18 protein-coding genes are annotated in these 26,255 nt (G+C 41.9%); 4 read left to right on the top strand and 14 right to left on the bottom strand.

All coding sequences use genetic code 11. The features are described 5' to 3' along the window. Window positions 1–9 precede the first annotated feature (9 nt). The 8 genes from BM043_RS08635 to BM043_RS08605 form a co-directional block, all read right to left on the bottom strand. Window positions 10–2,436, bottom strand: a complete 2,427-nt coding sequence (locus BM043_RS08635; RefSeq protein ID WP_092790766.1) for an ABC transporter permease — start codon at window positions 2,434–2,436, stop codon at window positions 10–12. A gap of 124 nt (window positions 2,437–2,560) precedes the next feature. Continuing rightward, a complete protein-coding gene (locus tag BM043_RS19350; protein ID WP_143189500.1) occupies window positions 2,561–2,740 on the bottom strand; it encodes a hypothetical protein in 180 nt (59 codons plus the stop codon). Window positions 2,741–2,893: 153 nt separating this feature from the next. After that, complete coding sequence (locus BM043_RS08630) at window positions 2,894–5,314, bottom strand: ABC transporter permease (RefSeq protein ID WP_092790764.1); 2,421 nt, start codon at window positions 5,312–5,314, stop codon at window positions 2,894–2,896. A 219-nt stretch (window positions 5,315–5,533) separates the two neighbouring features. Then, on the bottom strand, window positions 5,534–7,903 hold the full coding sequence (locus tag BM043_RS08625; RefSeq protein WP_092790762.1) for an ABC transporter permease: 2,370 nt from the start codon (window positions 7,901–7,903) through the stop codon (window positions 5,534–5,536). Window positions 7,904–8,083: 180 nt separating this feature from the next. Further along, window positions 8,084–10,444 carry an ABC transporter permease gene (locus BM043_RS08620; RefSeq protein ID WP_092790760.1) on the bottom strand — a complete coding sequence of 787 codons (2,361 nt, stop codon included), beginning with the start codon at window positions 10,442–10,444 and terminating at the stop codon, window positions 8,084–8,086. 146 nt (window positions 10,445–10,590) lie between these two features. Beyond that, window positions 10,591–11,289, bottom strand: coding sequence for an ABC transporter ATP-binding protein (locus BM043_RS08615; protein WP_092790758.1), 699 nt, complete (start codon window positions 11,287–11,289; stop codon window positions 10,591–10,593). Between the two features lie 115 nt (window positions 11,290–11,404). Then, on the bottom strand, window positions 11,405–11,716 hold the full coding sequence (locus BM043_RS08610; RefSeq protein WP_143189499.1) for a four helix bundle protein: 312 nt from the start codon (window positions 11,714–11,716) through the stop codon (window positions 11,405–11,407). Window positions 11,717–11,906: 190 nt separating this feature from the next. Continuing rightward, complete coding sequence (locus BM043_RS08605; RefSeq protein WP_092790756.1) at window positions 11,907–13,157, bottom strand: efflux RND transporter periplasmic adaptor subunit; 1,251 nt, start codon at window positions 13,155–13,157, stop codon at window positions 11,907–11,909. 317 nt (window positions 13,158–13,474) lie between these two features. On the opposite strand from BM043_RS08605, the gene BM043_RS08600 reads away from it, so the two are divergent. Beyond that, complete coding sequence (locus tag BM043_RS08600; RefSeq protein WP_092790754.1) at window positions 13,475–14,863, top strand: sigma-54-dependent transcriptional regulator; 1,389 nt, start codon at window positions 13,475–13,477, stop codon at window positions 14,861–14,863. Then, a complete protein-coding gene (locus BM043_RS08595) occupies window positions 14,853–16,205 on the top strand; it encodes a sensor histidine kinase (protein ID WP_092790752.1) in 1,353 nt (450 codons plus the stop codon). The genes BM043_RS08600 and BM043_RS08595 overlap by 11 nt, the downstream gene beginning before the upstream one ends. An 11-nt stretch (window positions 16,206–16,216) precedes the next feature. Here BM043_RS08595 and BM043_RS08590 read toward each other — a convergent pair whose 3' ends face one another. Continuing rightward, window positions 16,217–17,365, bottom strand: coding sequence for a DUF4221 family protein (locus BM043_RS08590; RefSeq protein ID WP_092790750.1), 1,149 nt, complete (start codon window positions 17,363–17,365; stop codon window positions 16,217–16,219). Window positions 17,366–17,739: 374 nt separating this feature from the next. Here BM043_RS08590 and BM043_RS08585 point away from each other — a divergent pair, with 374 nt between their 5' ends. Next, on the top strand, window positions 17,740–18,363 hold the full coding sequence (locus tag BM043_RS08585; RefSeq protein ID WP_092790748.1) for a Crp/Fnr family transcriptional regulator: 624 nt from the start codon (window positions 17,740–17,742) through the stop codon (window positions 18,361–18,363). A gap of 43 nt (window positions 18,364–18,406) precedes the next feature. Here the strand turns inward: BM043_RS08585 and BM043_RS08580 are convergent, their stop codons facing one another. Together BM043_RS08580 and BM043_RS08575 are read right to left on the bottom strand one after the other, a co-directional pair. Continuing rightward, the gene (locus BM043_RS08580) at window positions 18,407–19,753 is read right to left on the bottom strand and encodes an alkaline phosphatase family protein (RefSeq protein ID WP_092790746.1); all 1,347 of its coding nucleotides are present in this window, start codon (window positions 19,751–19,753) and stop codon (window positions 18,407–18,409) included. Between the two features lie 74 nt (window positions 19,754–19,827). Continuing rightward, window positions 19,828–22,998, bottom strand: a complete 3,171-nt coding sequence (locus BM043_RS08575) for a TonB-dependent receptor (protein WP_092790744.1) — start codon at window positions 22,996–22,998, stop codon at window positions 19,828–19,830. Window positions 22,999–23,397: 399 nt separating this feature from the next. On the opposite strand from BM043_RS08575, the gene BM043_RS08570 reads away from it, so the two are divergent. Beyond that, window positions 23,398–24,240, top strand: coding sequence for an OmpA/MotB family protein (locus BM043_RS08570; RefSeq protein WP_092790742.1), 843 nt, complete (start codon window positions 23,398–23,400; stop codon window positions 24,238–24,240). A gap of 166 nt (window positions 24,241–24,406) precedes the next feature. Here the strand turns inward: BM043_RS08570 and BM043_RS08565 are convergent, their stop codons facing one another. From BM043_RS08565 to BM043_RS08555, 3 genes are all read right to left on the bottom strand, one after another. Next, on the bottom strand, window positions 24,407–24,634 hold the full coding sequence (locus tag BM043_RS08565; RefSeq protein ID WP_092790740.1) for a hypothetical protein: 228 nt from the start codon (window positions 24,632–24,634) through the stop codon (window positions 24,407–24,409). 228 nt (window positions 24,635–24,862) lie between these two features. After that, window positions 24,863–25,399, bottom strand: coding sequence for a hypothetical protein (locus BM043_RS08560; RefSeq protein ID WP_092790738.1), 537 nt, complete (start codon window positions 25,397–25,399; stop codon window positions 24,863–24,865). Window positions 25,400–25,547: 148 nt separating this feature from the next. After that, window positions 25,548–26,135, bottom strand: coding sequence for an NUDIX domain-containing protein (locus BM043_RS08555; RefSeq protein ID WP_092790736.1), 588 nt, complete (start codon window positions 26,133–26,135; stop codon window positions 25,548–25,550). Window positions 26,136–26,255: the final 120 nt, after the last annotated feature.

The raw sequence follows: 26,255 nt of genomic DNA, 5'->3' as shown, positions 1-26,255 counted from the left end.
GGCTGGAGATTATTCTGATTTTAAACTTTTTACTGGATTGACTAGAGCTGCACTGATCGCCTGGTAACTTACCGTCAGCAAAGCAATCGATAGGGTAATCCCTCCAGCCGCTAAAAAAACCAAAGGGTTCATAGGCACTCTGAAGGCAAAGGATTCCAACCAAGAATCCATCGCAAACCAAACTACAGGTATTGCAAAAAGAAAGGCGATTCCTACTAATTTGGCAAATTCCAAAGTCAAGAGAAAAACAATGCTACCCACTGTGGCGCCTAGAACTTTCCGGACACCGATTTCCTTTGTTTTTAAAAATGCGGTATATGCCGCCAACCCAAACAATCCAATACAGGCGATCACAATCGCCAAAATGGAAAATACTCCCAGAATCTGGCCAGAGACCTGTTCACTTCGGTAGAGTTGCACAAGATCATTATCCAGAAAGAAATAGGAAAGGTTACTGCCATCCGAAAGCTGATTCCACTTGGATTCTAGAGCTTCTACCAGAGCTGCCTGCTGACCGGAATCGAATTTGAGGGAAAGAAAATTTTCATTTCCGATGGGATTTTCCACGTGAAGGATCACCAGTGGAGTAACTTGGGTATGGAGTGATTCAAAATTGAAATTATCCACTACTCCGATGATTGTCAGCTGCAGCTCTTGGTTTTGACCATCGAGGTTTGTATTGGTTTTTAGCCTCTGTCCGATGGGGTCTTGGTCTCCAAAAAATACTTTTCCTGCCTCACGATTTAAAATCAGGGAAAGCGAATCGTTGAAATTTTCATTAAAAACCCGACCTTCCAACGGAGGAATTCCGATAGTTTGGAAAAAATAATCATCCACTGCAAAACTTTTAGCAGTCAATACATCGCCTCCGCCAGGTTTCGTAAATTGAATGCCAGTAGTACCTCTTCCAGGAAGACTACTCGATACCCCGGCCGAAATAACACCGGGAATCTTTGCCAACTCTTCCTTGATAAATTCTCTTTTTTCTTGGTTTCCATAGCGCTCCACGACCAGTACATTTTCTTTTTGGAAACCCAAACTGGTGGATTGAATGAATTTGACCTGACCTTGAATGATCAGAGTGCCAGCGATGAGCATGATAGCAATGGCAAACTGAAAAACAACCAATCCATTCCGAAGCCAATTTCTCCCACCACTCACTTCCAGTTTGCCCTTGAGTATGCTGATGGTATTCAGCTTGGATATATGAAATGCCGGATAATATCCTGCTAAAAGCCCAACCAGAAAGCCAAAACCGATTAAAAATGGCAAGGCATATAGAACCGATTCCAATTCTATCCTAAGTGATTTCTCTGCCAGATCGTTGAAAAAAGGCAAGGCTAAATTCACCAGCAAAATCCCCAACAAAAGGGAAATAAAGGTCAGGATAAGTGCTTCAAACAAAAACTGTAAAATAATCTGACTTCTATCCGAGCCCATGGCTTTGCGCACTCCGACCTCTCGTGCCCGATCGGCAGATCGGGCTGTGGCCAAATTGATAAAGTTGATACAAGCCAATACCAGAATGAAAATCGCTATGGAAATGAAGATATAGACATAAAGGGAATTTCCATTGGGTTTCATCTCCCCTTCCAAATTGGAATGAAGATGAATGGATGTAATGGGCTGAAGAAAGTAACGATAGCCATTTCCTGCGGTGGTATAGTCAGCAAATGAAACTCCCAATTCCCGCTCGATTTGCCCTGAAGCGTATTTATTAACCAATTCTGGGATTTGATTTTCCACTTGCAGGGCATTAATCTCCGGATTGATTTTCAGGTAAGTAAATGCAGAAAATCCAGTAAAATTCTCCCCCTCAAGTCCCGGAAATGAAACCGAAGCAAACAAAAAGTCTAATTGGAGATGGGAATTTTCCGGTAAATCTGCCATTACAGCAGAGACTTCAAAATCCAGCCCAAAAACATCAAACGATTTTCCTACCGGGTTTTCAGATTTGAATAGCCGCCGTGCAGCTGACTGGGTCAAGACGGCTGTATTGGGTTTAGCTAAGGCCTCCTGCTGCGATGCTCCGTGCAGAATTTCAAAGTCGAAAACATTGAAAAAATTAGAGTCGGCCGCAGCTCCATACCGCTCATCAAATCGCTGATCGTCAATATCAATCACAAAGGTATTTCCTAATCCAAAAATCCGAGTTGACTCCTCTACACCAATAATTTCCTCTGCGAATACATCTGAATAACCGTCAGGAATGACAGCATAAAAACTGGTATGATCTGGATAAATCCGCTCCAAAGCCACCCGAAAAATCCTATCCTCCTCGGGAATAAACTGATCATAAGAAAATTCGTCTCTGACAAATAATATGATGAGAATACAACAAACAAAACCCAGCGTCAATCCAAAAATATTGATTGAGGTATAGGTTTTGTTTTTGACTAGATTGCGATAGGCTATTTTAAGATAGTTTCTAAGCATGCATCATGAGGCTAGTTTAAAAACAAAAAGTGCCACAAAATTGAGATTAAGGACACTTTTCATTCATTCATAGGGCTGGGATTTAATATATTATTGCTTGATTACTTTCGAAGAGTTGGAGATGTCAATGCCTTTTTCTTAGGATTTCATCGGTAGATCCTTTAATGATTTGAACATCCCAGCTTCCGCCGTTTTCGATTTTGGTAAAGGTGCCGGGGGATCGTGTTTCTGTATTTTGGGCTCTTACCGTAAAAACAACAGCCATAAACAGAATCGATGAAAATAGTACAGAATTGAGTTTCATCAGGATACTGGGCTATATATGACTAAATGAATTCAGGAATTGTGCCAAGGAAAAAGGCCGCTAAATCTTGCAAAATCAACCATTTAACCAGAATCTATTGTCCGATCAGCAGCCATTTTGACCGCTGACGGACGATAAGAAAGAATAGGGCGTTTATTCACTTTTTAAATAATCCACGGGATTGGAGGCAGCTGTTTTAAAACTCTGATAACTGACCGTAATCCAGGCTATCAGGATTGCCATTAATCCCGAAAGTAAAATCAAGAAAATCCCAATTTCAATCCGGTAAGCGAAATTCCCCAACCAGAAACTATTCATCAAGTAATAGGCCAAAGGTCCGGCAAATACGAAAGCGATCAAGACCAAGATGGTAAAATCCTTGCTAAGTATCGTTACCAAATGCGGTATCGATGCTCCCAAGGCTTTACGAATGCTGATTTCCTTGGATCGCTGCTCAGTGGTGTAGGCCGCTAACCCAAATAATCCCAAACAGGCAATACTGATCGCCAAAACGGTGAAAACCAATATGATATTCCCCATTTTTTGCTCGGCTTGAAATAGCCTTTGAAAATTGGAATCGATAAACGAATATTCAAAAGGCGCTCCGTCAGAGTGCTTTTTCCAAATCTGCTCGAGTAGAGCCACTTTCTCGGCTGGATTCCCTGAACGGAGCCGAATAGCCATTTCATTATTTGGGACAGTTCCCAAGGTCATAATCAAAGGCCTCACCGATGTCCGCAAACTTTCAAAATTGAAATCCCGGATGACCCCAACGACCGTCCGAGCCACTGGCTCCGAGTTGACATTCCAAAAGCCGCTTACTTTTTGGCTTCCGTCCAGTTCAGTCCAGCCCATTTGCCGAAAGGCTGTTTCATTCAGTACGACAGTGCCCGTATCGCTGGGAAAATCCCGGGAGAAAAATCTTCCCTTTACAAGCTCATATCCCAAAGTTTGCAATTGATCATGGTCCACAAAATTGAGTGTACAAAGAAAATCCTGCTGACTGTCCGTGGTTTTAAATACCGAAGACCAATCGATATTTGGAGGAAGGGTATTGGCAAAGCTGGCGGACACAAAATCTGTCTGACTCAACAGCTCCTGTTTAAAAGCCTCTGCGTTTTTCCCCAAGGTCTGGGTATGCAGCAAATCCACCACATTCTCTTTATTGAATCCCAGGTTTTTTTCCTGCATAAAACGCAGCTGCTTATAAACCACCATGCTACTGATAATCAAACAGATCGAAATAAAAAACTGAAAAACCACCAGTCCATTTCGGAAATTGGAGCGCTTTACTCCACTTCTGATTTTGCCTTTCAAAACCTCCACTGGCGAAAATGAAGTGAGGTAAAATGCTGGATATGAACCAGCCAATACGCCCACTAGGAGAATGAAAGAAACCAAGCCAATCAGAAAATAGGGTTTGGTGAGCAATTCCAATCCCAAATCTTTTCCGGACAAGCCATTAAAAGGTGCTAAGGCGAGAACGATAAAAACCAAAGCCAATAAACCAGATATCAGACTGTAAAGCATCGATTCGGTGAGAAACTGATAGATTAAGCGGCTTTTTTGAGCTCCGATCGCTTTTCTGACGCCCACTTCTTTAGCCCGGCTAGAAGCTCTCGCTGTAGCCAAATTCATGAAATTAATACAGGCGATCAAAATGATAAACAGAGCGACGGCTCCAAAAATATAGAGGTATTGAATATTTCCACCCGGCTTGATATCATCTGCCGAACCGGAAAATAGATGGATGTCCATCATAGGAATATAGGAATACCCGTAGCGGTTTCCTTGCTCCAAAAATGCATCAAGAGAAATGCCCAGAAACTGCTGGATTTCGGGTCCAAAATACTTGGTTACAAAGCCATCGATCCCATCCTGTGCATTTTGGGGATTGGCCTCTGAGTGAATCCGAAAGTAGGTGTAAAGGTTGTTTGAGGACCATTGTTCATCTTTCATATAGCCCCAGCTGTCAGCAGAAAGCAGCATTTCAAAAGTTAAATGAGAATGATAAGGAGGATCTGCCACAATCCCACTCACCTCAGTGGCGGTTTTCTCCGAACCTCTCAACAAAACTTTTCCGATCGGTTCTTGATCTCCAAAATAGCGCTTGGCAGTAGACTCTGTAAGAATCACTTTATCGGGTCCAGTCAGTGCTTCTTTGGGATTTCCTTTTAGTAATTTAAATCCAAAAAAATTGAAGAAATTAGGATCAACGACCAGCGTGATCGGCTCGGTAAACGATTTTTCCTCATAGCGCATCGGCATTGTTCTAAACACGCCGATTCTTGTTGCTTCCTCTACTTCAGGAATTTCGTCTACCATAGCCTGAGCCATTGGGGCAGGAGAAAAAGGCATATCAAAATCATTCCCATTCATGCTTCCCTGCATACCGATCCGATAAATGTGCTCTCCATCAGGATGAAATTTATCATAGCTCAATTCATCCAGTACATAAATCAAAATGAGAAAGCTGGCGGCCATTCCCAAACTCAAACCGAAGACATTGATACCGGAGTAAATCTTATTTTTGAGCAGATTTCGGTAGGCGATTTTTAAATAATTTTTCCACATAATGCTGGAGGGATAAAGTGGGTTGTATAAAGTTGGTTTAGCCTTCTTTAATTGAGATGCATTCCCCGTTAGAAAGGTTGCAACAGTAAGTTCACAGAATGTTCCAAAACAAAAAAATGCCCTTCTGACTATTCAGAGGGCATTTTTTATTATTTTCCTATGTCCGTAATGTTCAAAATTTGATCGCTTTCGGACAAATAATTTGAGCATATAAATAAATTATTCGGATTTTATGGCATGAACTGGATTGGAACGTGCTGCTTTGAGCGATTGTATCCCCACGGTAAGCAAAGCAATTCCGAGAATCACTGCAGCGGCCAAGGGAATAAACCACCACTCAAAATCTATCCGATAGGCATACCCTTCCAGCCAATCCCGCATCAGCCAAAAAGCCATCGCAGAACCGATGAATATGGACAGCATTACAATGGAAATAAACTCACGATTAATCACCGTCAAAATCGACCAAGTGGAAGCTCCCAAGACTTTTCGAATTCCAATTTCTTTGGTTTTTTGCTCCGCCACATGAGCCGAAAGTCCCAATAACCCTAAGCAGGAAATCAAAATAGTTAACATGCTGAAGTATTTGGCCAAATCCCGAAGACGAACATCGTCCTGATACATCCTAGCGTAATTTTCATCCATAAACTGGTAGCTAAACGGGAACAAAGGGTTTAGTTCCTCGGCTACTTGCTGAATGGATGCCAAGGTCTGTTTCATATCGCCTGATTTCACTCGGATAAAGGCATTTTCGGCAAATTGCGGTTCAAGAATAATGAATGCGGGTTCCATGGCATCATGCAAACTCTGGAAGTGAAAATCCTTGACTACTCCTATTACTTCCCGATCGTCTCCGTTGATATTCACTGATCGGTTTTCTGGATTATTTTGGGTGATAATTTGAAAAGCCTTTTCATTTAAAATCACTGTACCAATGGAATCCGAACCTCTTTCTCTTGAGAAATCTTCCCCGCTGACGAGCTGCATTCCCATCGTTTCCAAAAAATCATAATCCACCCGAAATCGCTCAAACAAGGCATTGAAATCCGGGTCCTTTCCTTCCCAATCCAACCCGCCGGTATTATTACTTCTCCCCATCATACTGTGAAGCGCTCTTGACATCGAGCCGACTTCCGGAATGGATTCGATCCGGCTTTTGAAAATATCATACTTTTCGAGTAACTGACCCTCCAGAGATAGGGCAATCAACTGGTCTTTTTCATAACCCAAATCCTGATTGAGGGCATAGTTGATCTGCTGAAAAATCACCACTGTTGAAACGATCAGTCCAGTGGCCAAAACAAACTGAAATAAAACCAATCCCTTTCTGGCCAAAATCACATTTTTACTTCCCTTCAAATGATTTTTGAACACCGATACCACCTTGGTGGCCGAAAGATAAAACGCCGGATAGCTACCGGCTATCAGTCCAGTAAAGAGTAAAATTCCGATGAATTGAAGCCAGAAAGCCAAGTCCAAAAATGGAATGATCAGATCCTTTCCGGTGAGTTGATTAAAAACTGGCAAGGTCCCCTGAACGAGCAACAGCGCCAAAAAACCCGAAAACAGCGTAATCAACAGAGACTCGCTCAAAAACTGATAGATCAATGACTTTCGATCAGCTCCTGACACCTTTCTGACTCCCACCTCTTTGGCTCTCTTTTGAGATTTGGCGGTAGATAGATTCATGAAATTGATGCAGGCTATGATGAGGATAAAAAATCCGATTAGGGCAAAAAGCTTTACGGTTTTGATTCTACCTTCCTGCAAAATCCCATCTTTCCACGAACCGTAGAGATACATATCACTTTGGGGAAAAACGAACAATTCCACATGACTGCCTTCCATGCGATCTTTGATGAAGTTTTTGATGGAAGCCGAAAACTGATCCGGGTCGGTACCCGCCTGTAATTTTAAGATTGTGCTCGGTCCATTATTTCCCCAGTGCTTGAGCCATTCGTTGTAGGGCTTGTCGAATAGAACCTGATACGGCAAAATGTATTCAAACTTGGACTCCGCCTTTTCTCCGGGGTCAGCTAGTATGCCCTCCACCAAATAAAGCTCAGTTTCTTCATTTGAAATCAACTCTACCTGCTCTCCCAATACATCCAGTTTCCCAAATAATTTGATCGCCGCAGACTCGGTCAAGACGATATGGGATTTATCTGAGAGTGCCGATTCCCTGTTTCCAGCAAGTAATGGAAATTGAAAAATCTTTAGATAATCAGGTCCCGCATACAAGCCATTCAACTTGATTTTATTTTCCTCATGCACAAACAAGTGCTCCTCATTCCAAGTATAGGTGGCAGCATGCTCCACCTCGGATAAATTTTCTTTCATAGCTTCAGCCAAAACCCCAGGAGTAGAAGGAAAAGTGAAAACCTGATCTCCATAGGTCTGATGCTCCATGACCCGAAATACCTGATCAGAATCCGGTAGGCCTCTTCCCACTTCAAACTCACTTTTGATCCAAAGCCCAATCAAAATAGCCGCCCAAAGACCAAGTGAAAGTCCTAGTGTGTTGATAAAGAAAGTCAGCCGGTGTTTGGCAAAGCCTCTAAGTGCGATTTTCAAATAATTAGCAAACATAGTCTTGGGATAAATTGAAATTGGGTTTCTTGTCGTTCAAGTAGATGTGAATTTAATTTCACGTTTTATGCCATTCCAAAAAGCCTAAATCAACCCTTTAAAGCCTGTTTTTGTAAGATTCCATGTGAATATAATGGACAATTTCGTTCGAAATCGACCAAAAATATCGACCGATTTGGATCAGTCATTTCGAAGGGAATGAACCGGATTAGAAGCCGCAGCTTTGTAGGCCTGAAAGCCCACAGTCATCAAGGCAACAAGAATCAAAAGCAAACCCGAACCTACAAAAACCCACCAGCTCAGATTGGTTTGATAAGCATAGGTTTCCAGCCAGGAATTGGCGAAATACCAACCGAGAGGTAGTGTTGTCAGAATAGCAATTGCGACCAATTTGATAAAGTCCACAGTAATTAAATTCAAAATGCCTCCTATGGATTCACCCAGAACTTTGCGTACTCCTATTTCTTTTTTTCGACTTTCGGCAGTAAATGCCGCCAAACCAAATAGTCCCAGACAGGAAAGGAAAATAGCGACTATCCCAAAGTATTCGGCCAGTGCGGAAACCCGCTGCTCCTGAAGATATAATGCTTGATAGGATTCATCCATAAATGATACGGTGGGTTTCTGTCCGAGAAGATTTTGGAATATGGCGGTGACTTCCGCGATGGTTTCCGGTTGATTTTCGGACTGGATTCGGACCAAGATATTTTGGGCGAAGCCTGGATCATATTTCAAAAAAGCAGGCTTCACGGTTTCTTTTAGTGATTCGAAATGAAAGTCCTTTATCACGCCAATTATTTCCATGTCATCCCCCCATAGATTTACCATTTGACCTACAGGCTCTTCAAAACCAATGGTTTCAACAGCGGACTCGTTTAGGATGAGTTTGGCCTTCTCCTCTCCATATTCCTGAGAAAAAGATCTCCCTGCTACCAACTCAAAATCCATCGTTTCGATCAAACCCATGTTCACCGTGATGTTTTCAAACTTCACCTGCTCATTGGGATTTTTCCCATCCCAGGAAAGTCCGATGGTAGAGCTTGCCAGCCCAACCAGCGGATGCGTAAGACTTGACGCATTTTCTACTCCAGGAATAGCTTTGACTTGATCCAAAACAGTATTTATCTGGGATTTTGGAATAGACTCTGAAGGAATTTTCAACAGATGGGATTGATCATATCCCAGATTTTGATTCTGTATATAATTCATTTGTTTACCAATCACCACTACTCCAATGATTAATAACATGGAAATTCCAAACTGGAAAACTACCAGTCCTTTTCTGGCGATCAATTCTCCAAGACTTCCTTTCAGATTGATTTGCATAATCTGAACTGGCTTAAATCGGGATAAATAAAGCGAGGGATATATTCCTACGATTAAACTGGTGAAAACCCAAATTCCAAACAAAATGAAGATTACCTCCACGTTCATATCCAAACTCAACTGCTTTAGGGTAACTTGACTAAAAAGCGGCTGCAGGAGGTAAACGGCAAGAATAGCGATCACCAAGGCCAAAAATGTCATGACCAACGATTCGACCATAAACTGTCCAAAAATCCCGGTTCGGGAAGCTCCCATTGACTTTTTCACCCCGATTTCCTTTGCCCTTGCCCCTGATCGGGCAGTGGATAAATTCATAAAATTGATACAGGCAATCAGGAGAATGAACAAGGCAATCCCTGAGAAAATCCAAACGTAATTGATCCGTCCTCCTGCTACTTTTCCACCTTCATAGGTTCCATACAAATAGGTGTCTGCAAATAGCTGAACAAATGGAGTGACATTGGATCCTTCTGCCCTTTCTTTGATGAAATCAGCAATCTGTGAATTGAAGGCTGCGATATCCGTTCCTTCGCGGAGCAACAATACCGTAGACGAGTTGTAATTATCCCAATGTGCTCCATCACCGAGCATTTGTAAGAAAAAGGGATAAGCCATCAAAAACTCCGGTTTTTCCACATCAAGCGATCCAAAATCCCGATAGACTCCGGTGACCTCCACCTCATTCCCAAAATCAAAAACCTGCCATTTCAGTGATTTTCCGATGGCATTTTGAGGAGAGCCAAAGAGTGCATTGGCCAAAGATTCAGACAGGGCAATGGAATTGATTCCGGACAGTGCCTTGGATTGATTGCCAATGATAAATTCATGACTGAAAATCTCCAAGTAGTCCTGATCCACAAAAAAACCCGCTGCCTCTATTTTCTCCTTTCCCGAATCAAAAGCCATTCCCTTGATAAAAGGAGAAACTCCGGCCGATTTTTCCACTTGGGGAAGGTCCGCTTTCATGGCCTCAGGCATTTCTGCAGGCGTGAGATTCCAAGTCACCATTCCTCCGGAATTATCATGATTGGTCATGACCGAGTAAATCCGATCGGAATGCTCATGATAGCGATTGATGCTTAATTCATCTTTGACCCAAAGCGAAATCAAAATCACCGTAGTCAACCCAAGTGCTAATCCCATCAGGTTAATGATAAAGATGGACTTGAATTTGGAAAAGTTCCGAATAGCAAGAAGAAGGTAGTGGGAGAGCATGGATTTTAAGTTTGGAAGACAGGAGACCGAAGACCGAAATGCGATCTAAAATCCTCCCATGAGTTCCGTTATTGCTTTTTTTAAAGTGGAGACAAAAAAAGCTTATGGTCTTCTTCCGTCTCCGGTCTTCGGTCTTCAAGCTCAAATTAGACGTGAAACTGCTCCCGGATATTCTCGGTCACTACTTTTCCATCGAAGAGATTGATGATTCGATGGGCATAGTTGGCATCGTGCGGGGAGTGAGTCACCATCACGATCGTCGTTCCCTCATTGTTTAATTCCTCCAAAAGCCGCATCACCTCTTCCCCATTTTTAGAGTCCAGATTACCTGTTGGCTCATCGGCCAGGATCACGGAAGGTTTTGCGACAATAGCCCGCGCGATGGCTACCCGCTGCTGCTGACCACCGGAAAGCTGCTGTGGAAAGTGGTTTCGACGATGCATGATATTCATCCGGGTCAAGACTTCCTCGACTCGTCTTTTTCGCTCATCTGCAGGAATTTTGAGGTACAGCAAGGGCAGCTCCACATTTTCGAATACTGTAAGTTCGTCGATGAGGTTAAAGCTTTGAAAGACAAATCCGATGTTTCCTTTTCTGAGTGAGGAGCGCTGTCTTTCAGAGTATTGCGCCACTTCCTGTCCGAGGAAGAAATATTGTCCTTCATCAGGATTGTCCAGTAGCCCGATAATATTGAGCAAGGTGGATTTACCACAACCCGAAGGTCCCATAATAGCGACGAATTCGCCTTTCTTGATTTCAATTTGAATTCCATCCAGTGCGGTGGTTTCAACCTCCTCCGTAGTGTATAACTTACGAAGGTTTACTGTTTTGATTACGTTTTCCATAATGTAGAGATTGAAGACAGGAGACCGAAGACCGAAGGGTTCTAGCAGTTCCAGCCTTATTTTAAGATTATTATCAGCTTAATTTTTATTCAATTTTGAAATCCTATTGATTCCGTTAGTTCATGTTCTTTTTAAATCCAATGGTCATATTCATCAGGTCAAAGCACTCTTTGTAATTTATATCAAATTCTTCCTGAGTAATATACTTTCTCCTTTTGGCCTTATACAGGCAAGTGACTAATTCAGCGATGGACCTTATGGCGTATCCCAAAAACCGATGTTGTTCAGGATTTGTCTGAGAAATCGATCCTTCAGCAATATTAAGAGCAATAGAATCAGCTGATCGATTTGATTGACCAGTAAGATTGTAGAATTCCTCTTTGGGAAATTTCTTTGAAAGCAAATGGATTTCTTCAGCAAGATCCATTGCTTTTTGCCAGATTAAGAGTTTTCAAATTTGAAGCTCATAGGATTAAATATTTGATTATGAATACTATAATTTAATCATTTCAACTTTTCTAAACCCTATTTTTATAAGCTCAATTTATCTCAGGGGCCCTCTTCGATCTTCCGTCTCCCGTCTTCTGTCTCCCGTCTTCTGTCTTCCCTCTAATTATTTACCTCATCTCCAGCACCTCATTATCCCCGAAATTCTCATATCCGCTGATGATGACTTTTTCACCTTCGACGAGACCTTCTAATACCTCATAGAATTCTGGATTTTTTCGGCCTAAGCGGATCGTTCGTTTCTCGGCATTTCCAGAGGTATTGAGCACAAATACCCAGTTTCCGCCGGTATCCTTGAAGAATCCTCCTGTGGGAAGCAATAAACTCTGTTCACTCTGACCGAGCTGAAGTCGGATCCGGACACTTTGTCCCCTCCGGATTCCCTGAGGTCGCTCTCCGGTAAATACCATGTCTACCTCAAATCGCCCATTGGTGATCGTCGGATAGATTTTGTTGATTTCGAGTTCGTATTCTTGACCGCTCAGGGAAAACTTCCCGTTCAGTCCCAGGCTAATTCTAGGAAGATAAAGTTCATCTACCGGCACTCGGACTTTAAACTCATCCAAGACGTCAATCTGTCCATAGCGCTGTCCAGGATTGATGGCCTGTCCGATTTCCAGCTGTTCGGGAGTGGCCAATTGCCCCCCTATCGGAGCAGTGATCACCAGGTTATCCAAAATATTTCCCACCCCAGTCAACGATGCCTGCATCCTATTTTCGGACATTCGCAATTGATTCAGCTGAAGCGAGCGAGCTATCGAATCATTTCTATACGAAGCATAGGTGAGTTTTTTGCGTTTCAGGTTGTAATCGTATTGCTCCTTGACCTCTTCAAATTCCCGATCGGAAACCAGCTTCTTTTCATGGAGTTCTTTGAATCGCTCATATTGAGGTTCCAGTAAACTAATTTGATAATCTATTTCGGCCAATTGCCCTTGTTGATTCAAGTCATTTTGATCCAATAACAAGCGAGTTTGGCGGAGATTATTAATCTGCTCGTAGAGCATTGTTTCCCGCTGCATGACATCAAGCTGCAAGTTGGAGTTGGCCAGAATGAGGATCGTATCCCCCCGATCAACCAAAGCGCCGGATTCCCGGATCACCTGATTGACCACACCCCCTTCGATCGCATCCAGATAAACGGTGCGGGCGGGCTCGATCTGTCCAGAGACCAAAATATAATCTGTAAACTCACCCATTTGGACAGTGCCAATGCTTAGGCGATCTTTTTCTACATTCATTGTAGATCGATGATCAGCAAAGCCCAACTGGTAAATTATTCCCCCGATCAAAATTGCCCCTCCTAGGATCGCAGCTATTCTTTTGGGAGTCCACGTTTTCTTTTCGATTTTTCTATCCATGATTCATTCACCCTTTTGGGCTTGCCCTCTAGTTGCCAAAGGCTGTGCCAGCAAAAAAGTGGCTCAAAATCCGCTTAATTCCCCTTTTAAAGGAAAATACGAAATCAATTCTCGAACATTTTCGTCCGCCAGCGAACAAAAGTGCCTCAAGACTGGAATGAAGTGAACAGTCACTACCTTTGGACTAACTGTTCAAAATCCGCCAATCTTGTCCGAAAATGGCACTTTTTGAAAAAAATACGCAGGCCAAAAAAGTCGGCAAACTTTTGGAACACTGAATATCCGATCAAAACCAATAATACTAAATCCGAATCCTGATGAATGAGCAACGAATTGGAAAAATCCTGATTGTCGATGATAATGAGGATTTGCTAAAAGCAGCAAAGATTTTTCTCAAGCGGCATTTTGCCCAGGTGGATACGGAGACCAATCCGGATTTGCTTCCGATCCTCACCCACAATGAAAATTATGACGTGATCCTACTTGACATGAACTTTACCAAAGATCTGAGTTCGGGTCAGGAAGGTTTTTATTGGCTGGATCGGATATTGGAATTGGATCCTTCGGCAGTGGTGGTTTTGATCACGGCCTATGGAGACGTCAATCTCGCCGTGCGAGCGATCAAAGAAGGCGCGACGGATTTTGTACTGAAGCCCTGGGAAAACGAACGCCTATTGGCTACGCTAAATTCAGCCCTTCAGCTCAGACAGAAAAAACTCGAGGTCAATTTGCTCAAAGATCAAAAAGCCACCCTGCATCAGGACATGGACGATAAATTCAAAGATATCATCGGACAGAGTCCTTCGATGCAAAAAGTCTTTGAGACAATCGAGCGCGTGGCGACCACAGATGCCAATGTATTGATTTTGGGTGAAAATGGAACGGGAAAGGAATTGGTGGCCCGGGCAATTCACCGCAATTCGCGTAGAAATCGGGAAGCCTTTGTCGGAGTGGACTTAGGATCAATTACCTCGACCCTATTTGAATCCGAACTTTTCGGTCATAAAAAAGGATCATTTACCGACGCCAAAGAAGATCGCGCAGGAAGATTTGAGCAGGCACATAAGGGCACACTTTTTTTGGATGAAATCGGAAACCTTCCTCTGGCGCTTCAGTCCAAACTTTTGGCTGCGCTGCAAAATCGCCAAGTCACCCGGGTGGGGGCCAATCGGGCAGTGGATGTCAATATCCGCCTAATCTCGGCAACCAATATGCCGATTTATAACATGGTTTATGACAACACGTTCAGACAAGATTTACTTTATCGGATCAATACCATAGAAATCACCTTGCCTCCGCTTCGCGAACGGGTAGAAGACATTCCTTTGCTTGCGGATCACTTTATCTCTTACTATGCCAAAAAGTACAATAAGGATATCCGAAAAGCCTCTGATCCCCTAGTCAAGCGAATGAGCAAGTACCATTGGCCCGGAAATATCCGCGAACTGCAACACAGCATTGAGCGTGCGGTCATTATGTCCAACCACAATATTCTTCAGCCCGAAGACCTTTTTCTTCAAAAAATGGGACAACCTGAAAAGTCAGAAGAAAATGTCAGTCTAGAGCATCTCAACATCGAAGATGTAGAGCGAATCCTGATTCGCAAAGCGCTTCAGAAACATAACGGACACATTACCCGCGCTGCTGAGGAATTGGGATTGACACGATCCTCTCTTTACCGTAGATTGGAAAAATATGGTTTATAGGAAATTTTCGGTTGGGATATCCTTAAGAATTTTGGCTATCACCGCACTGCTTTTCTTGGCAGTTTGGCTTTTTCTCAACCAAGGCTTGGTTCTCGCCCCTTTGCTTTTAGGATTTGCAGTTTTGGTCATGGCTGGTGAAATGGTCTATTTCGTCAATTCAATCAATCAAAAACTGGCTCGCTTTCTGGATTCTATCCGATTTGCGGATTTCTCTTCCTCCTTTACCTCAGACAGTAAAATGGGAACTTCCTTTCGCGAAGTCAACAAAGCCTTTAACGAAGTAATGGAGGTATTTAAGCAAACTCGCGCCGAAAAAGAGGAGCAGATGCTTTTCCTTCAGGTGATCATTCAGCACATCAATACGGGTATCATTTCTTTTAATTCCGAAGGAAAAATTGGCGTAATCAACAATGCCGCCAAGCATTTGCTTCAAATTCCTCAGTTTCGAAATATCAGTGACTTGGGAAGGCTTTCGCCCGATCTTTTGAAAGAAGTGACAGAAATGAAGCCGAGTCAACGGCTATCCTTCAAAGTCAATCCCTCCATCACCCTGATCATCCAAAGTACTTCTCTAAAAATGGGCGGTCAAAGCTGGACTTTGCTTTCCTTTCAAAATATCAACGCCGAACTACAATCCAATGAATTGGAAGCATGGCAAAACCTGACCAAGGTGCTACGACATGAAATCATGAATTCGATCACCCCGATTTCCAGTTTGGTCGAAAGCCTCAGAACCATCATCGATGAAGACAGCTATGTGCAGCAAGAAGGATTTCTGATCAAAAAAGAAGGTTTTCAGGATATTCAGGAAGGGCTAGACACGATCGCGAATCGCAGCAAAGGATTGGTCAATTTTGTGAATGCCTATCGGGACTATACCAACATTCCCCAACCCAAAAAAGAGCTGGTTTCTGTACCAAGCCTGATTGAAAACGTCTGTAATCTGATGCGGGAAGATTTGAAATCCAAAGAGATTTTTGTCCAAAAGGAAATCAATCCCGAAAATCTGGAAATCCACTGCGATGCCGATCAGATCACAATGATCTTGATCAATTTATTGAAAAACTCTTCCGAATCCCTACTTAATCAGGCCGATCGACAGATTAAAATCCGGGCCATCGGCCAAGGAGATTTGGGAAGTTTGATTCAGATAGAGGACAATGGCTCGGGCATCGTACCCGAGGCCTTGGAGCGGATTTTTGTCCCCTTTTACACGACAAAGAAAACCGGATCAGGTATCGGATTGGCGATTTCCAGACAGATCATGAATTTACATCGCGGAAGTCTGACCGTGGAATCAGAACCCGGAAGACGAACAGTTTTCAGTTTGAATTTTAGGTGAGTTAGATCAGCTTAAAAAGCTACTTCGACCCGCACGAAGGCCAACTCATCGTCCATGTTTTCATAAATCCAAATTTTGCCGTCTTTGACAAAATGCTTCTTTGGTTTTTGGGTCAATTCCGGAATAAGTGCCTCTGCGATGAGTTCTAAATCTTCATCAAAAACGCTAAGAAAAACATCCGAACGAGTGGCGATGTATCTTCCATATTCGTCTTTTTCCTCTTCAAAATAACTTTTGTACGAAAACCGGTAAAATCGATTGTTTTCCGAATCCCATGTGAAGGGACCATAAGTAAAATCCGAATCAGCTTTTTTGACCACCTCTTCTATTTCGCCGGTTTTTCCATCTGCCTGTTTGGGAGGCAGATAAGCTCGTTTTGCTCCCAAAAGCGGCGTATCCCAACTTTTCACTGAAAGACTGTCTGCACCCATTTCGAGCATCTGAACTTCATTAAACGTATTAGAAGAAATAAGTATTTTATTTCCTGCAAGCAATGAATAAACTCCCGGACCATAACTTCCTGCCATATTTCCGTCATACACAATATCCACACGGTAATCGGAAGTTTTATCCAAACCGGGGATTGGAATCTCAGTGTATTCGCCTGACTCCAGATCAAAATCAAGCATAAAATAGCTATTCTCTTCCCATTTAATAAACAGCCCAACTAGCCGGGAAGGATTTTTTGGATCCTGAAAAAACTTACTCGGGTAAATTTCGGAACTTTCCAAAAGCTCGGGGGCAAGCTTTTCCAATTCCAAATCCTCGACCAATTGACCCTGCTGATCAAAAATTTTGTAAAATCGGTAATTCCAGATAAAGATATTTTCCTCCGGGGTAATCAGAAAGGAAGAAACATATTGAGGAATGCCATTTGGCCCATCTTTTTCCAGCGGAATGATCTGATCCAACTTTAGATTATTCAAATCAATCCGCTCGGCACCCACATCCTGCCGATTAAAATTAATCAAATAGCTCTTATCAGGGCTAAGTTCGGCCATAAACAGATTATCCTTAAGAAAAAGGAACTCATCGCCCGAATCCACCAAAACGGTATCCAAAGAAACGGTGATTTGGTCGGCAGGTCCTTCGGATTGGGTCTTTTCTGTACTGCAAGATGCTAATAAGACTAGGAAGGGAAGTAAAAATCTGACTTTCATAACAAATTAATTTTCAATGGTCTTAAAGTGTATAAACATAAGTAAACTTTTTAAAAAGTTAAACTAAAATAAATACTTCAACTGTCCTATTCCACGCTGCTTTACTTTTTCTCCTTTTTCAAAACCAAGAAATCCTGCTCCTAGCTCACATTCTGTAGGGAATTATCCAATTATTCTCCATGTTTTTGAAGTCCAACTTTCAGATCAGAAAAGATAAAAAGTCCAAGCATCAAACTAATAAAAATCAGCACAAACAATGCTTTTCTCCAAGACATATTAATCCCATATAAATCCAAAATTAAGAACTCGTTAAGCTTTATGAATGGATTGAATCTTCCCTGCGGAATAAGGAAATTTAATTAAAATATCCACTCATGAAGAATCTTCCTTTTGAAATTCTAGGGAATAAAAATTATGCTCATTTGGGAAACCAAGTAAGTGAGTTGGAGATGGATAAAGGGGTTTTTCTTTACCAACCACCCCAACGAATCACTCCTATTTATGAGATTGTTCAAGGATCAGTAAAAATCGGAGCCTATTCCCCTGAAGGAGACGAGGTATGTTATGATATTCTCAAGCCGGGGGATTTTTTCGGTAATCTACAATACCTCAACGGGCAATTTTCGGAATTTTCCAAAACTCTCACTTCTGCAAGACTTAGAGCTTACGATCATAGTTTCTTCAAGAAAATCATCCTCGAAATACCTGAAATAGGTGAATGGTTTAATTATCAGGTGGTCAGTAGATGGTGTCGGGCAGAAGATCGGCTTTTTGCGGTCAGGAGTCTGGATGCGATAGAAAAAGTGAAAAGAATTCTTCCTCATTTTCAAGAAACCATTTCGGATGCTCAGGGAATTAATCACCACCTGATGAGTCTGATTACTTATCAAGACATCGCGGATTTGACTGGGCTGACTAGACAAACTGTCTCCAAGGTGCTAAAAGATGAGTTGGTTGGACGGCCAAAACTAAGTGGCCGAACTAGGCAAAAAGCGTAAAAAAGCCCAAGAAAAATCTCGGGCTTTGCAAAATTCATCACTTCTATTTCATTATCCCCGGATAAAACGTACTCTCGGGCAAATCCATCTTTAAATCCAGGAGGTAATTGACGACCGATGCTACATCCACCAATCCCATTTGTTGGATTTCCACATCACTTTTGACTCCTGCTCCCCAGGAAATAAAGCCCGTTTCGATTTCATCAAAATCAGGAAAGAAACCGTGAGTCCCTCCACTGGCCGGCTTCAAAGCGGGTCCATTAGCAGAAGAGGAAAAGGAAATTCCTTGAATCGGCGCCAAAGCAAGGGCTGCATTGGGATCAGCACCGATTTCATCGAGTTCTTGTCGATTGACCACTCGGAAAAGCTTTTTGTAGGAGTCGGGTAACTGATCGAGAATTTGTTCCACTTTTTCCAATGACTCAGTATCCTCGGGGTCATCTAAATGAAGAAATGCAGAGGCTCCACTGGTGTGAAAAGTAGCCTTCCATTCTCCACGGTCTTTGGCATTTTCCATTAATCCAGCTTCCACCAACCATACATTTGGAGAGAGTGAGCTATGAATATTGACAAATCCATGATCTCCTGTAATCACAAAGGTAGTCTGCTCCAAAATCCCGGCACGTTGAGCAGCTTCGACGATTTTTCCAATGGCACGATCGGTGGCCGCGAGTGATTTTCGGACCATCGGACCGTCTCTTCCCTCTTCATGCTGAAAGTGATCCGTGGCAATCAAATGTAACGTAATCAAATTAGGCTTATAAGTTTCCAGAATGTATCCGGCCATTTCCCCGATTCGATCCTCTCTATTGAGATAATCTCCATTAAAAGTGCGTTCATTGAGCTTTCCAAGGACTTCTTCTTCCATTTCTGCAAGCAAGCCTTTTGGATTTTCCATTTCTCGCATGGGCTCTATCCGTCCAAAACCCTGCTCCAAACTCCAAAACTCGGGTAGGTTATAATCAATTGGAGCTCCTACGGAAACTGGCCAGATAAAACTGGCACTTTTTAATCCTTCTTTACGGACCGCATCCCAAAGCGTCGGTACTTGGATTTTCTCGGTTTCCCAATACCATCTTCCCGTTTGGCCTTCTGGTTCGAAGGGCGAATTGTAATAAATCCCATGGTCTTTTGGTTTACGGCCAGTAATAATGGTGGTATGAGAGGGATAAGTCACCGAAGGAAAAACACCTGTCACCCCTAAGGCTCTCACTCCTTCACTCGCCATTTCCTGAAGGTTAGGAGCAGGCCAGGATTTGTCCAAATAAAAGTCCGGTCTAAAGCCATCAATTGAAATTAAGACCACGTGATTCGCTGGTCTTTCTTGGGAATATGCCGAATACCCGAGGATGAAGAGAGTACTGACTAGAAGTAATTTTTTGAAAATCATAATTTTATGTTGGTGAAATGGGTGAAAGTAGAGTTTGGTAAGTTCTGCAAAACCAAACTCTACTTTAAACTCAATTAGAAAAACACTCTTCCTGAAATCTGAATTTGATATGGAGTTCCTCCTGGGTTAACCACTCCTACATTCGGATTGATTTCATAGATGTATTGTTGGGTTTGAGGATCAAAATTGCGGATCGTCATCAAGGTTTGATTTCTAAGAATTTTATTTGTTCCCCATTCGCGATCTAGCAGGTTTGCGACATTAAATATATCCGCTCCCAATTCGATACCGGATTTTTTGGCGCTTCCGAAAAACAGTTTTTTGGCAAGTCTGAGATCCCAGTTTCCATAAAAACCATTTTCTCCACCGTTTCGAGTGGCGATTTGCCCCAAGCTATTTTGGATATAATCCATGGCGAGGTTGTCGGAATTGGAAAGAACTTGCTGCATTTCCTCTCTGATGGTTTCGGACAATCCGGGAGTATTTGGATCGAAGACAAAAGCGAGATCATTTGAATTGACAAAATCCCCGTTAACATTTCCATTCACCACGAGGGAATAGCGGGTACCACCCAATCCTGAATATCTTACACCTAGGGTGAATCCCTTGTAAGAAGGAAGGGTACCGTATAACACGACTTTGTTTCTATATTGACCATTGGAGTAGGTCATTCTTGAAAGGTCCCTAGGATCATCTACCACTGCTTGAAACAAAGTGGCGGAATTGGCTACGTTTCCGTTGAAAGAGGTATTGTCTTTGGAGTCATTCCAGGTATAGCTAAATGTCACTTCCCCATCTTTGAAGTAGCGATAGGTAGCGTCCAAAATCATGGTGTACGTGTTGTTTCTTCCTTCGCTTACCAATTCCAAAACTCTTCCTAGCTCTGTTGTCTTTCGGCCTTGTGTCCAATCCGCATTTCCATTGGTTGTGCTAATCGTTTCGGCTGGCACAAACACGCCTCTATTTCCTTCATTTGCCAATCTGAAATACGGATCATCTACCATGTTTCTGTCGACATACATGTAGTTATTCCGTGCAAAAGAGGCTATAAAATTAGCGCCCACACGTAATCGGTTATTAATAATCCTGCTGTACATCACATTCCCCTTGTGCACCGTTGGGACTTTAAGATCGGCACTGTTCATATTGATCGTAGTCACTGGTGAAATCGCAGGATTATTTAAAAGGTCAACACCCGGAGCTGTAGTTGGGTTGTTTCGATAAGAGTTAAAATCAGGAGTCGGGACATTTTCTCCCGTAATATCGACAGCTACTATTTTTGTACCATCAAACTGAAGGTTGTTGACATCGGTATAATTGTTCAATGCCGAGCCAAATACGCCAGCCCCTACCCTAAGAATGTCACGCTGCCGTTCATTGATATCCCAGGTAAATTGAAATCTTGGCTGAATTTGAAATCCTCCGGTTTTCACATCGGTTCTGAGACCTAATTCATCCAAAACCGTTTGGTTGAAATTTGGGGCATTTTTGTAGGTAGTATAATCTCCTCTAAGGCCTACGATCAAATTCATCCCATTACCGAGATCCGTATCGGCTTGACCATAAATACCTCCACCAAAAACCTTTTGGTTTACCGTTGGGTCTGTCAGGGCTACTTCCCGTGCATATCGGTAGGGGGTCAGATTATCAAAATTATCCAAACCGGTAAAATAAAACCGTCCATTGAATTCACTGGTAGCCAAGGAGGTGAGGTTATTTAACAATAAGTCCATTCCAAAGACATAATTGGTTTTTCCTCTGCTGTAATAAAGGTTATTCACCAACTGGTATACATGGGATTCGAATCGCTCAGGCAGATATCGCTGCCCACCAAGCTGTATGGTCGTATTGACATTTCTATCATTGACGGAGGATTCTACCCGCTCTACTATCGCTCTTGGGATATTTTCGCTTGGCAATTGACTGCTTGGTCGACCATCGTCTAAGGTATACAGATATTGGATTTTCAATTCGTTGGTTACATTCTCCGAAACCACAGTCCGAAGTGAAGCCAATAAGCTGTTTGCTTTTGAAAGGTGATCGCCATAGACTTCATAAAGATTGATTCGAGAGTTATCAGAAACTCCCTGACTATTCAAATCCCAAGAAAAGTTGTTTCTGACTGATAATAAATTTTTTGAATTGATCTGATAATCCAATCGAGCAAAAGCAGTGTGAGAATATCTCGCCCGATCAAAACTTCCCGTCTGCTGGGACTCTGATACGCCGTATTTGGAGCGTGAAATCTGCATATATCTCTCCAACGATTCCTGCGACAAATTATAGCGGGTTTCGTCCTCTGGAGTACGGATGTCCGCGATAAAAAGCGGCCTTGCGTCACGCTGACCATCGTAAGCGACAAAGTAATGAAGCTTGTTTTTGATAATCGCACCTCCCAAAGTCATCCCGTATTGTAAGATGGAAAATTCATCCTCACGTACATTCCCACGGGTATCGTATTTACTGGCCAACCAATCCGCTCGGTTGAAAACGAATGCCGAACCTTGTGTTTCATTGGTTCCAGTCTTGGTCACGGCACTGATGATTCCACCACCACTTCGGCCATTGGTCACATCATAATCATTGGTCGATACCTCAAACTCACGAATAGCTTCCATCGAGATCGAAAATGGACCTCTGTTGGTAGATCCACTAGAAAGTGGGCTTCGGTTTGTCATTCCATCTATGGTATAGTTAGTAGAGGAAAACAATTGACCCAAAAGGTTATTTCCGTTTGATACTGGCGAAAGATTGACTAACGAGCTAAAATTCCGACCATTTACCGGAAGGGTGGTCATATCCTTTGCCGTGATAGCCGTGGAGCTCCCCAATCGGTCAATACTATTGGTGAGGGAATTTGCCATCACACTTACTTCTGTGAGTTCCTGAGCTTCTTCCCGGAGTTCGATATCAAATTTTAAGTTATCTCCTTGGTTTAGCGCTATTCCGGTAATCGACTTGGAATTATAGCCTAAATAGGAAACACTGAGGGAATAGTTTGTGCCAAGTGGAATCTGTGAAATCACATAATTTCCGGTCAAAGCAGTCACGGTAGAGGCGGTAAAACCCGTCAGTTCGTTTTTTACGAGGATCTGTGCTCCGATAAGGGGCTCTCCCGCTTCGTCAATTACTTTTCCTGACACCGTAGCATTGACTGCCTGTGCGAAGGTTTTACTGTGGATCGTCAAACTGGCCATCAAAGCCAGAATTAAGACGAATGATTTTGTAAAGGTTTTTGGTCTCATAGTTTAGAACAGGTTGAAATTCTGATCAAAACTAGGTCGCGCATAGGGGGCTTAGATGTTAAAAATTAACATTGGATATAAGATTCACAAAAGCTTAAAATTGGAAACAATTTGCTAATAAAAACTTCAAATCAGTGGGCTTTTTTTTTCATGGAAAAAAATTCAGTGATGAATTCTAAAAAGAAGTAATCCTGTTTTTTTATTTTTATATCTATGGTTATAGTTTGTTTCAGAATTGAGCCCACATAAGTTAAAAACTTGTTTTTCAATTTTTTAGGCGACTTCATCAACTCAAATAGCTTCCGATTAAGACCAAAAAATCAAGCGAGATTTACGTAAAATTCACTTTGGCAATAGATTTGCAATTTCTGCCCCATAAACCAATAAACTTTTACTACTATGAAAAAATCAATAGTCCTAGTAACCCTAGTGGGAGTCACGCTGACCTTTTCTTGTGTATCCAAGAAAAAATACACCGAACTGGAAGGCAATCTGTTTAAAACACAGACCGAACTGGCCGAAATCAACCAGGAAAAAACTGAACTGGAAGAAAAAATGGCGGCTATCGAACAACGCGTGGCCGAGTACAATGCACGCATCAATAGCCTAAGAGACACCAACACGGAGTTGGAAGAAAGTAATAATTCCTTATTGAGTTTTGACGGAACCGTGCCTGTTTCAAAAAATCAACGAGCCAAACTGGAGCAAACCCTCCAAAATGTGGATCCAGAACTACTGGCTGAGGCTAAAACGATGGAAGATTCTGTAAATCTGGCTATCGAACACAACATCAAAAAGTCGATTTCTTCCGAAAGCGATGAGGAAGATGATATCGATATCAGTATAGAAAATACAGTCGTGATGATTTCGGTTTCCGACAAATTACTCTTTAATACAGCAAGCTATCGGATCAATCAAAAAGCACAGCCACTACTTGAAAAACTAGCCGAGGTCATCAACGCCGAGCCGAGTCTTCAGGTAATGATCGAAGGTCATACTGATCCACGATCCATTTCCAATTCCGTGGTCCAAGATAACTGGGATTTATCTGTTAAAAGAGCTACCTCAATTGTGAGAGAACTTCAGGAAAAATACCAAGTAGCACCGGAGAAAATGATCGCGGCGGGACGTGCGAGTTATGTACCGATCGTTGAAAATGACACGCCTGAAAATATGGCAAGAAACCGCAGAACCCGAATCGTATTGATTCCTGATTTGGATATGTTCTTTGCGATGATGTAAACGATAACAGGGAGCACCACCAACTACCACAATCTAATCTCGGTGCTTCCCTTTGATAAAAAGGCAGGCTTGATATAGCCTGCTTTTTTTATTCCTTTTGGAAAAAAATAAACCTGCCGAATAAAAATTCCGACAGGCAAATTCTAATTAGAGGTTAAACGTAATATTATGCGCTCGCAAACTGATTGCATCCAAAATTCGAACCGGTAATAAACTCGATCGATTTGGTGTCAGGTGACACCGGCTTACCGTCATTTAATACGGGAATAATGTAATCTGGATCCATTTTGGATTCTAAATGGCTCAGTTTATTACATTCTCCATAATTTTCTTTTTGCGCAACTACTGGTGCTTCAGGCTGCCAATAATTACAATTCGAACAAACTTTTTCCATCACTTATATTATTTTTGGTTTCAATATATAAACGGTATTAAGACATATAAATGTTTTTATAAAGACGAAAAAATAGTTATTTATAATTAAACTAGATAAAATATAGATTAGGCACTATTTTTATTTGATCTAATATAACAAAATATAACCTTGATATGAATTAAGAAAAAATATTAAACATCTTGAATTTCAATAAATAAAAACTTCCAAACCCTTTTCTAGCTTGCTCTAGGCATACAATTCATTCCGTAATTCATGGTATTTATTTTTAAAATTCTCCTCGGCTTTTTTTGGAAATCGAAATCCCAAAGGACCGGCATAAATGAATTTTTGATCGAGGTTGGGGTTTTCTGAGTCACGATGCCTAGCAAATTCTTCCAACCACACATCATAGTGTTCGATCAATTGATTGGCATCATCGATCAGTTCGGCAGGGATCAAATGGGCTTTCTCCAATAGCAAGTTTCTTATCTTTTCATTCCCATCCTTCAATACCTTGGCCTCGAGATAGAGATTGGTGTTTTTGTAGCGATTAAATGCCCGATTCGTTCGGTTAAACTGTATGTAAATTTGACCCAATAATTCGGAGACCGATTTTTCCTTCCAAAGGTAATTAGTCTTGAAAATGGTCATATTTTGCTCAAATTGATTCCGAACTTCAGCCGCGATAGTCTCATTTCTTTTTTTAAAAATCAAACCTATCGCAACACCCACGATACTGCTGCTAATCAAAGCGGGCAGGAGAAGATTTAAAAATTGATCCATCTTTTCAGTAACTTAGAGATATTTTCCTTTACAATATAGAAAAATCATCAATAAAAAGCTTATCGTCAACTATTTATGATTAAAATAAAACTACCAATAAAAAAACTAATCCATCTTCATTTCTAAACGATATTAGGAAACCCATCATTTATTTGGTCATTTTCCCAGAGATTTTCAAATGCTGTAAAAGCATGATGGTTTTGGCATCTCTGATTTCTCCCCCAGTAATCATTTTAAAGGAATCTTCGAATGGCAATTCCAAAACATCGATGCGCTCCTGTTCTTTGGATATTCCTCCCCCACCACCCACTTTCATTTCGTCCGTATATTCGGCAATAAAAAAATGGAGAATTTCGGTCACCGCTCCCGGCGACATATACGATTCGAAGATTTTCTCCACTTGATCCAAGCAGTACCCGGTTTCTTCCTCTGCTTCTTTACGTACGCAATCCTCAGGATTATTTCCGTCCAATAATCCGGCACATGCCTCGATCATAAATCCCGATTCATTGCAATTCAAATAAGTGGGTAGTCGAAACTGTTGGGTAAGGATAACGGTCTTTTTCTCCAAATTATACATCAACACCACGGCTCCGTTTCCTCTATCGAAGGCTTCACGAGTTTGGGATTCCCATTTTCCATTTCCTAGCCGGAAGTCAAAACTCACCTTTTCTAGTCGATACCAATTATCTGAAAGCAATTCTCGTTTTAGGTTTTTGACTCGTTTATTTTTCATGGTTATCCATTATGAAAACTAATATCTCTTCAAAAATGTCACAGGGCCCCCTAAGTCATGATTTTTTTTGTCTCTGCTGGATATTTTAATCCCATTCGATTAAAATAGGTGATGCAAGAG

The organism is Algoriphagus hitonicola, assembly GCF_900113375.1.
GTDB lineage: Bacteria > Bacteroidota > Bacteroidia > Cytophagales > Cyclobacteriaceae > Algoriphagus > Algoriphagus hitonicola.
The sequence above is the reverse complement of the archived record's forward strand: the minus strand, read 5'-3'. Positions and strand labels throughout refer to the sequence as shown.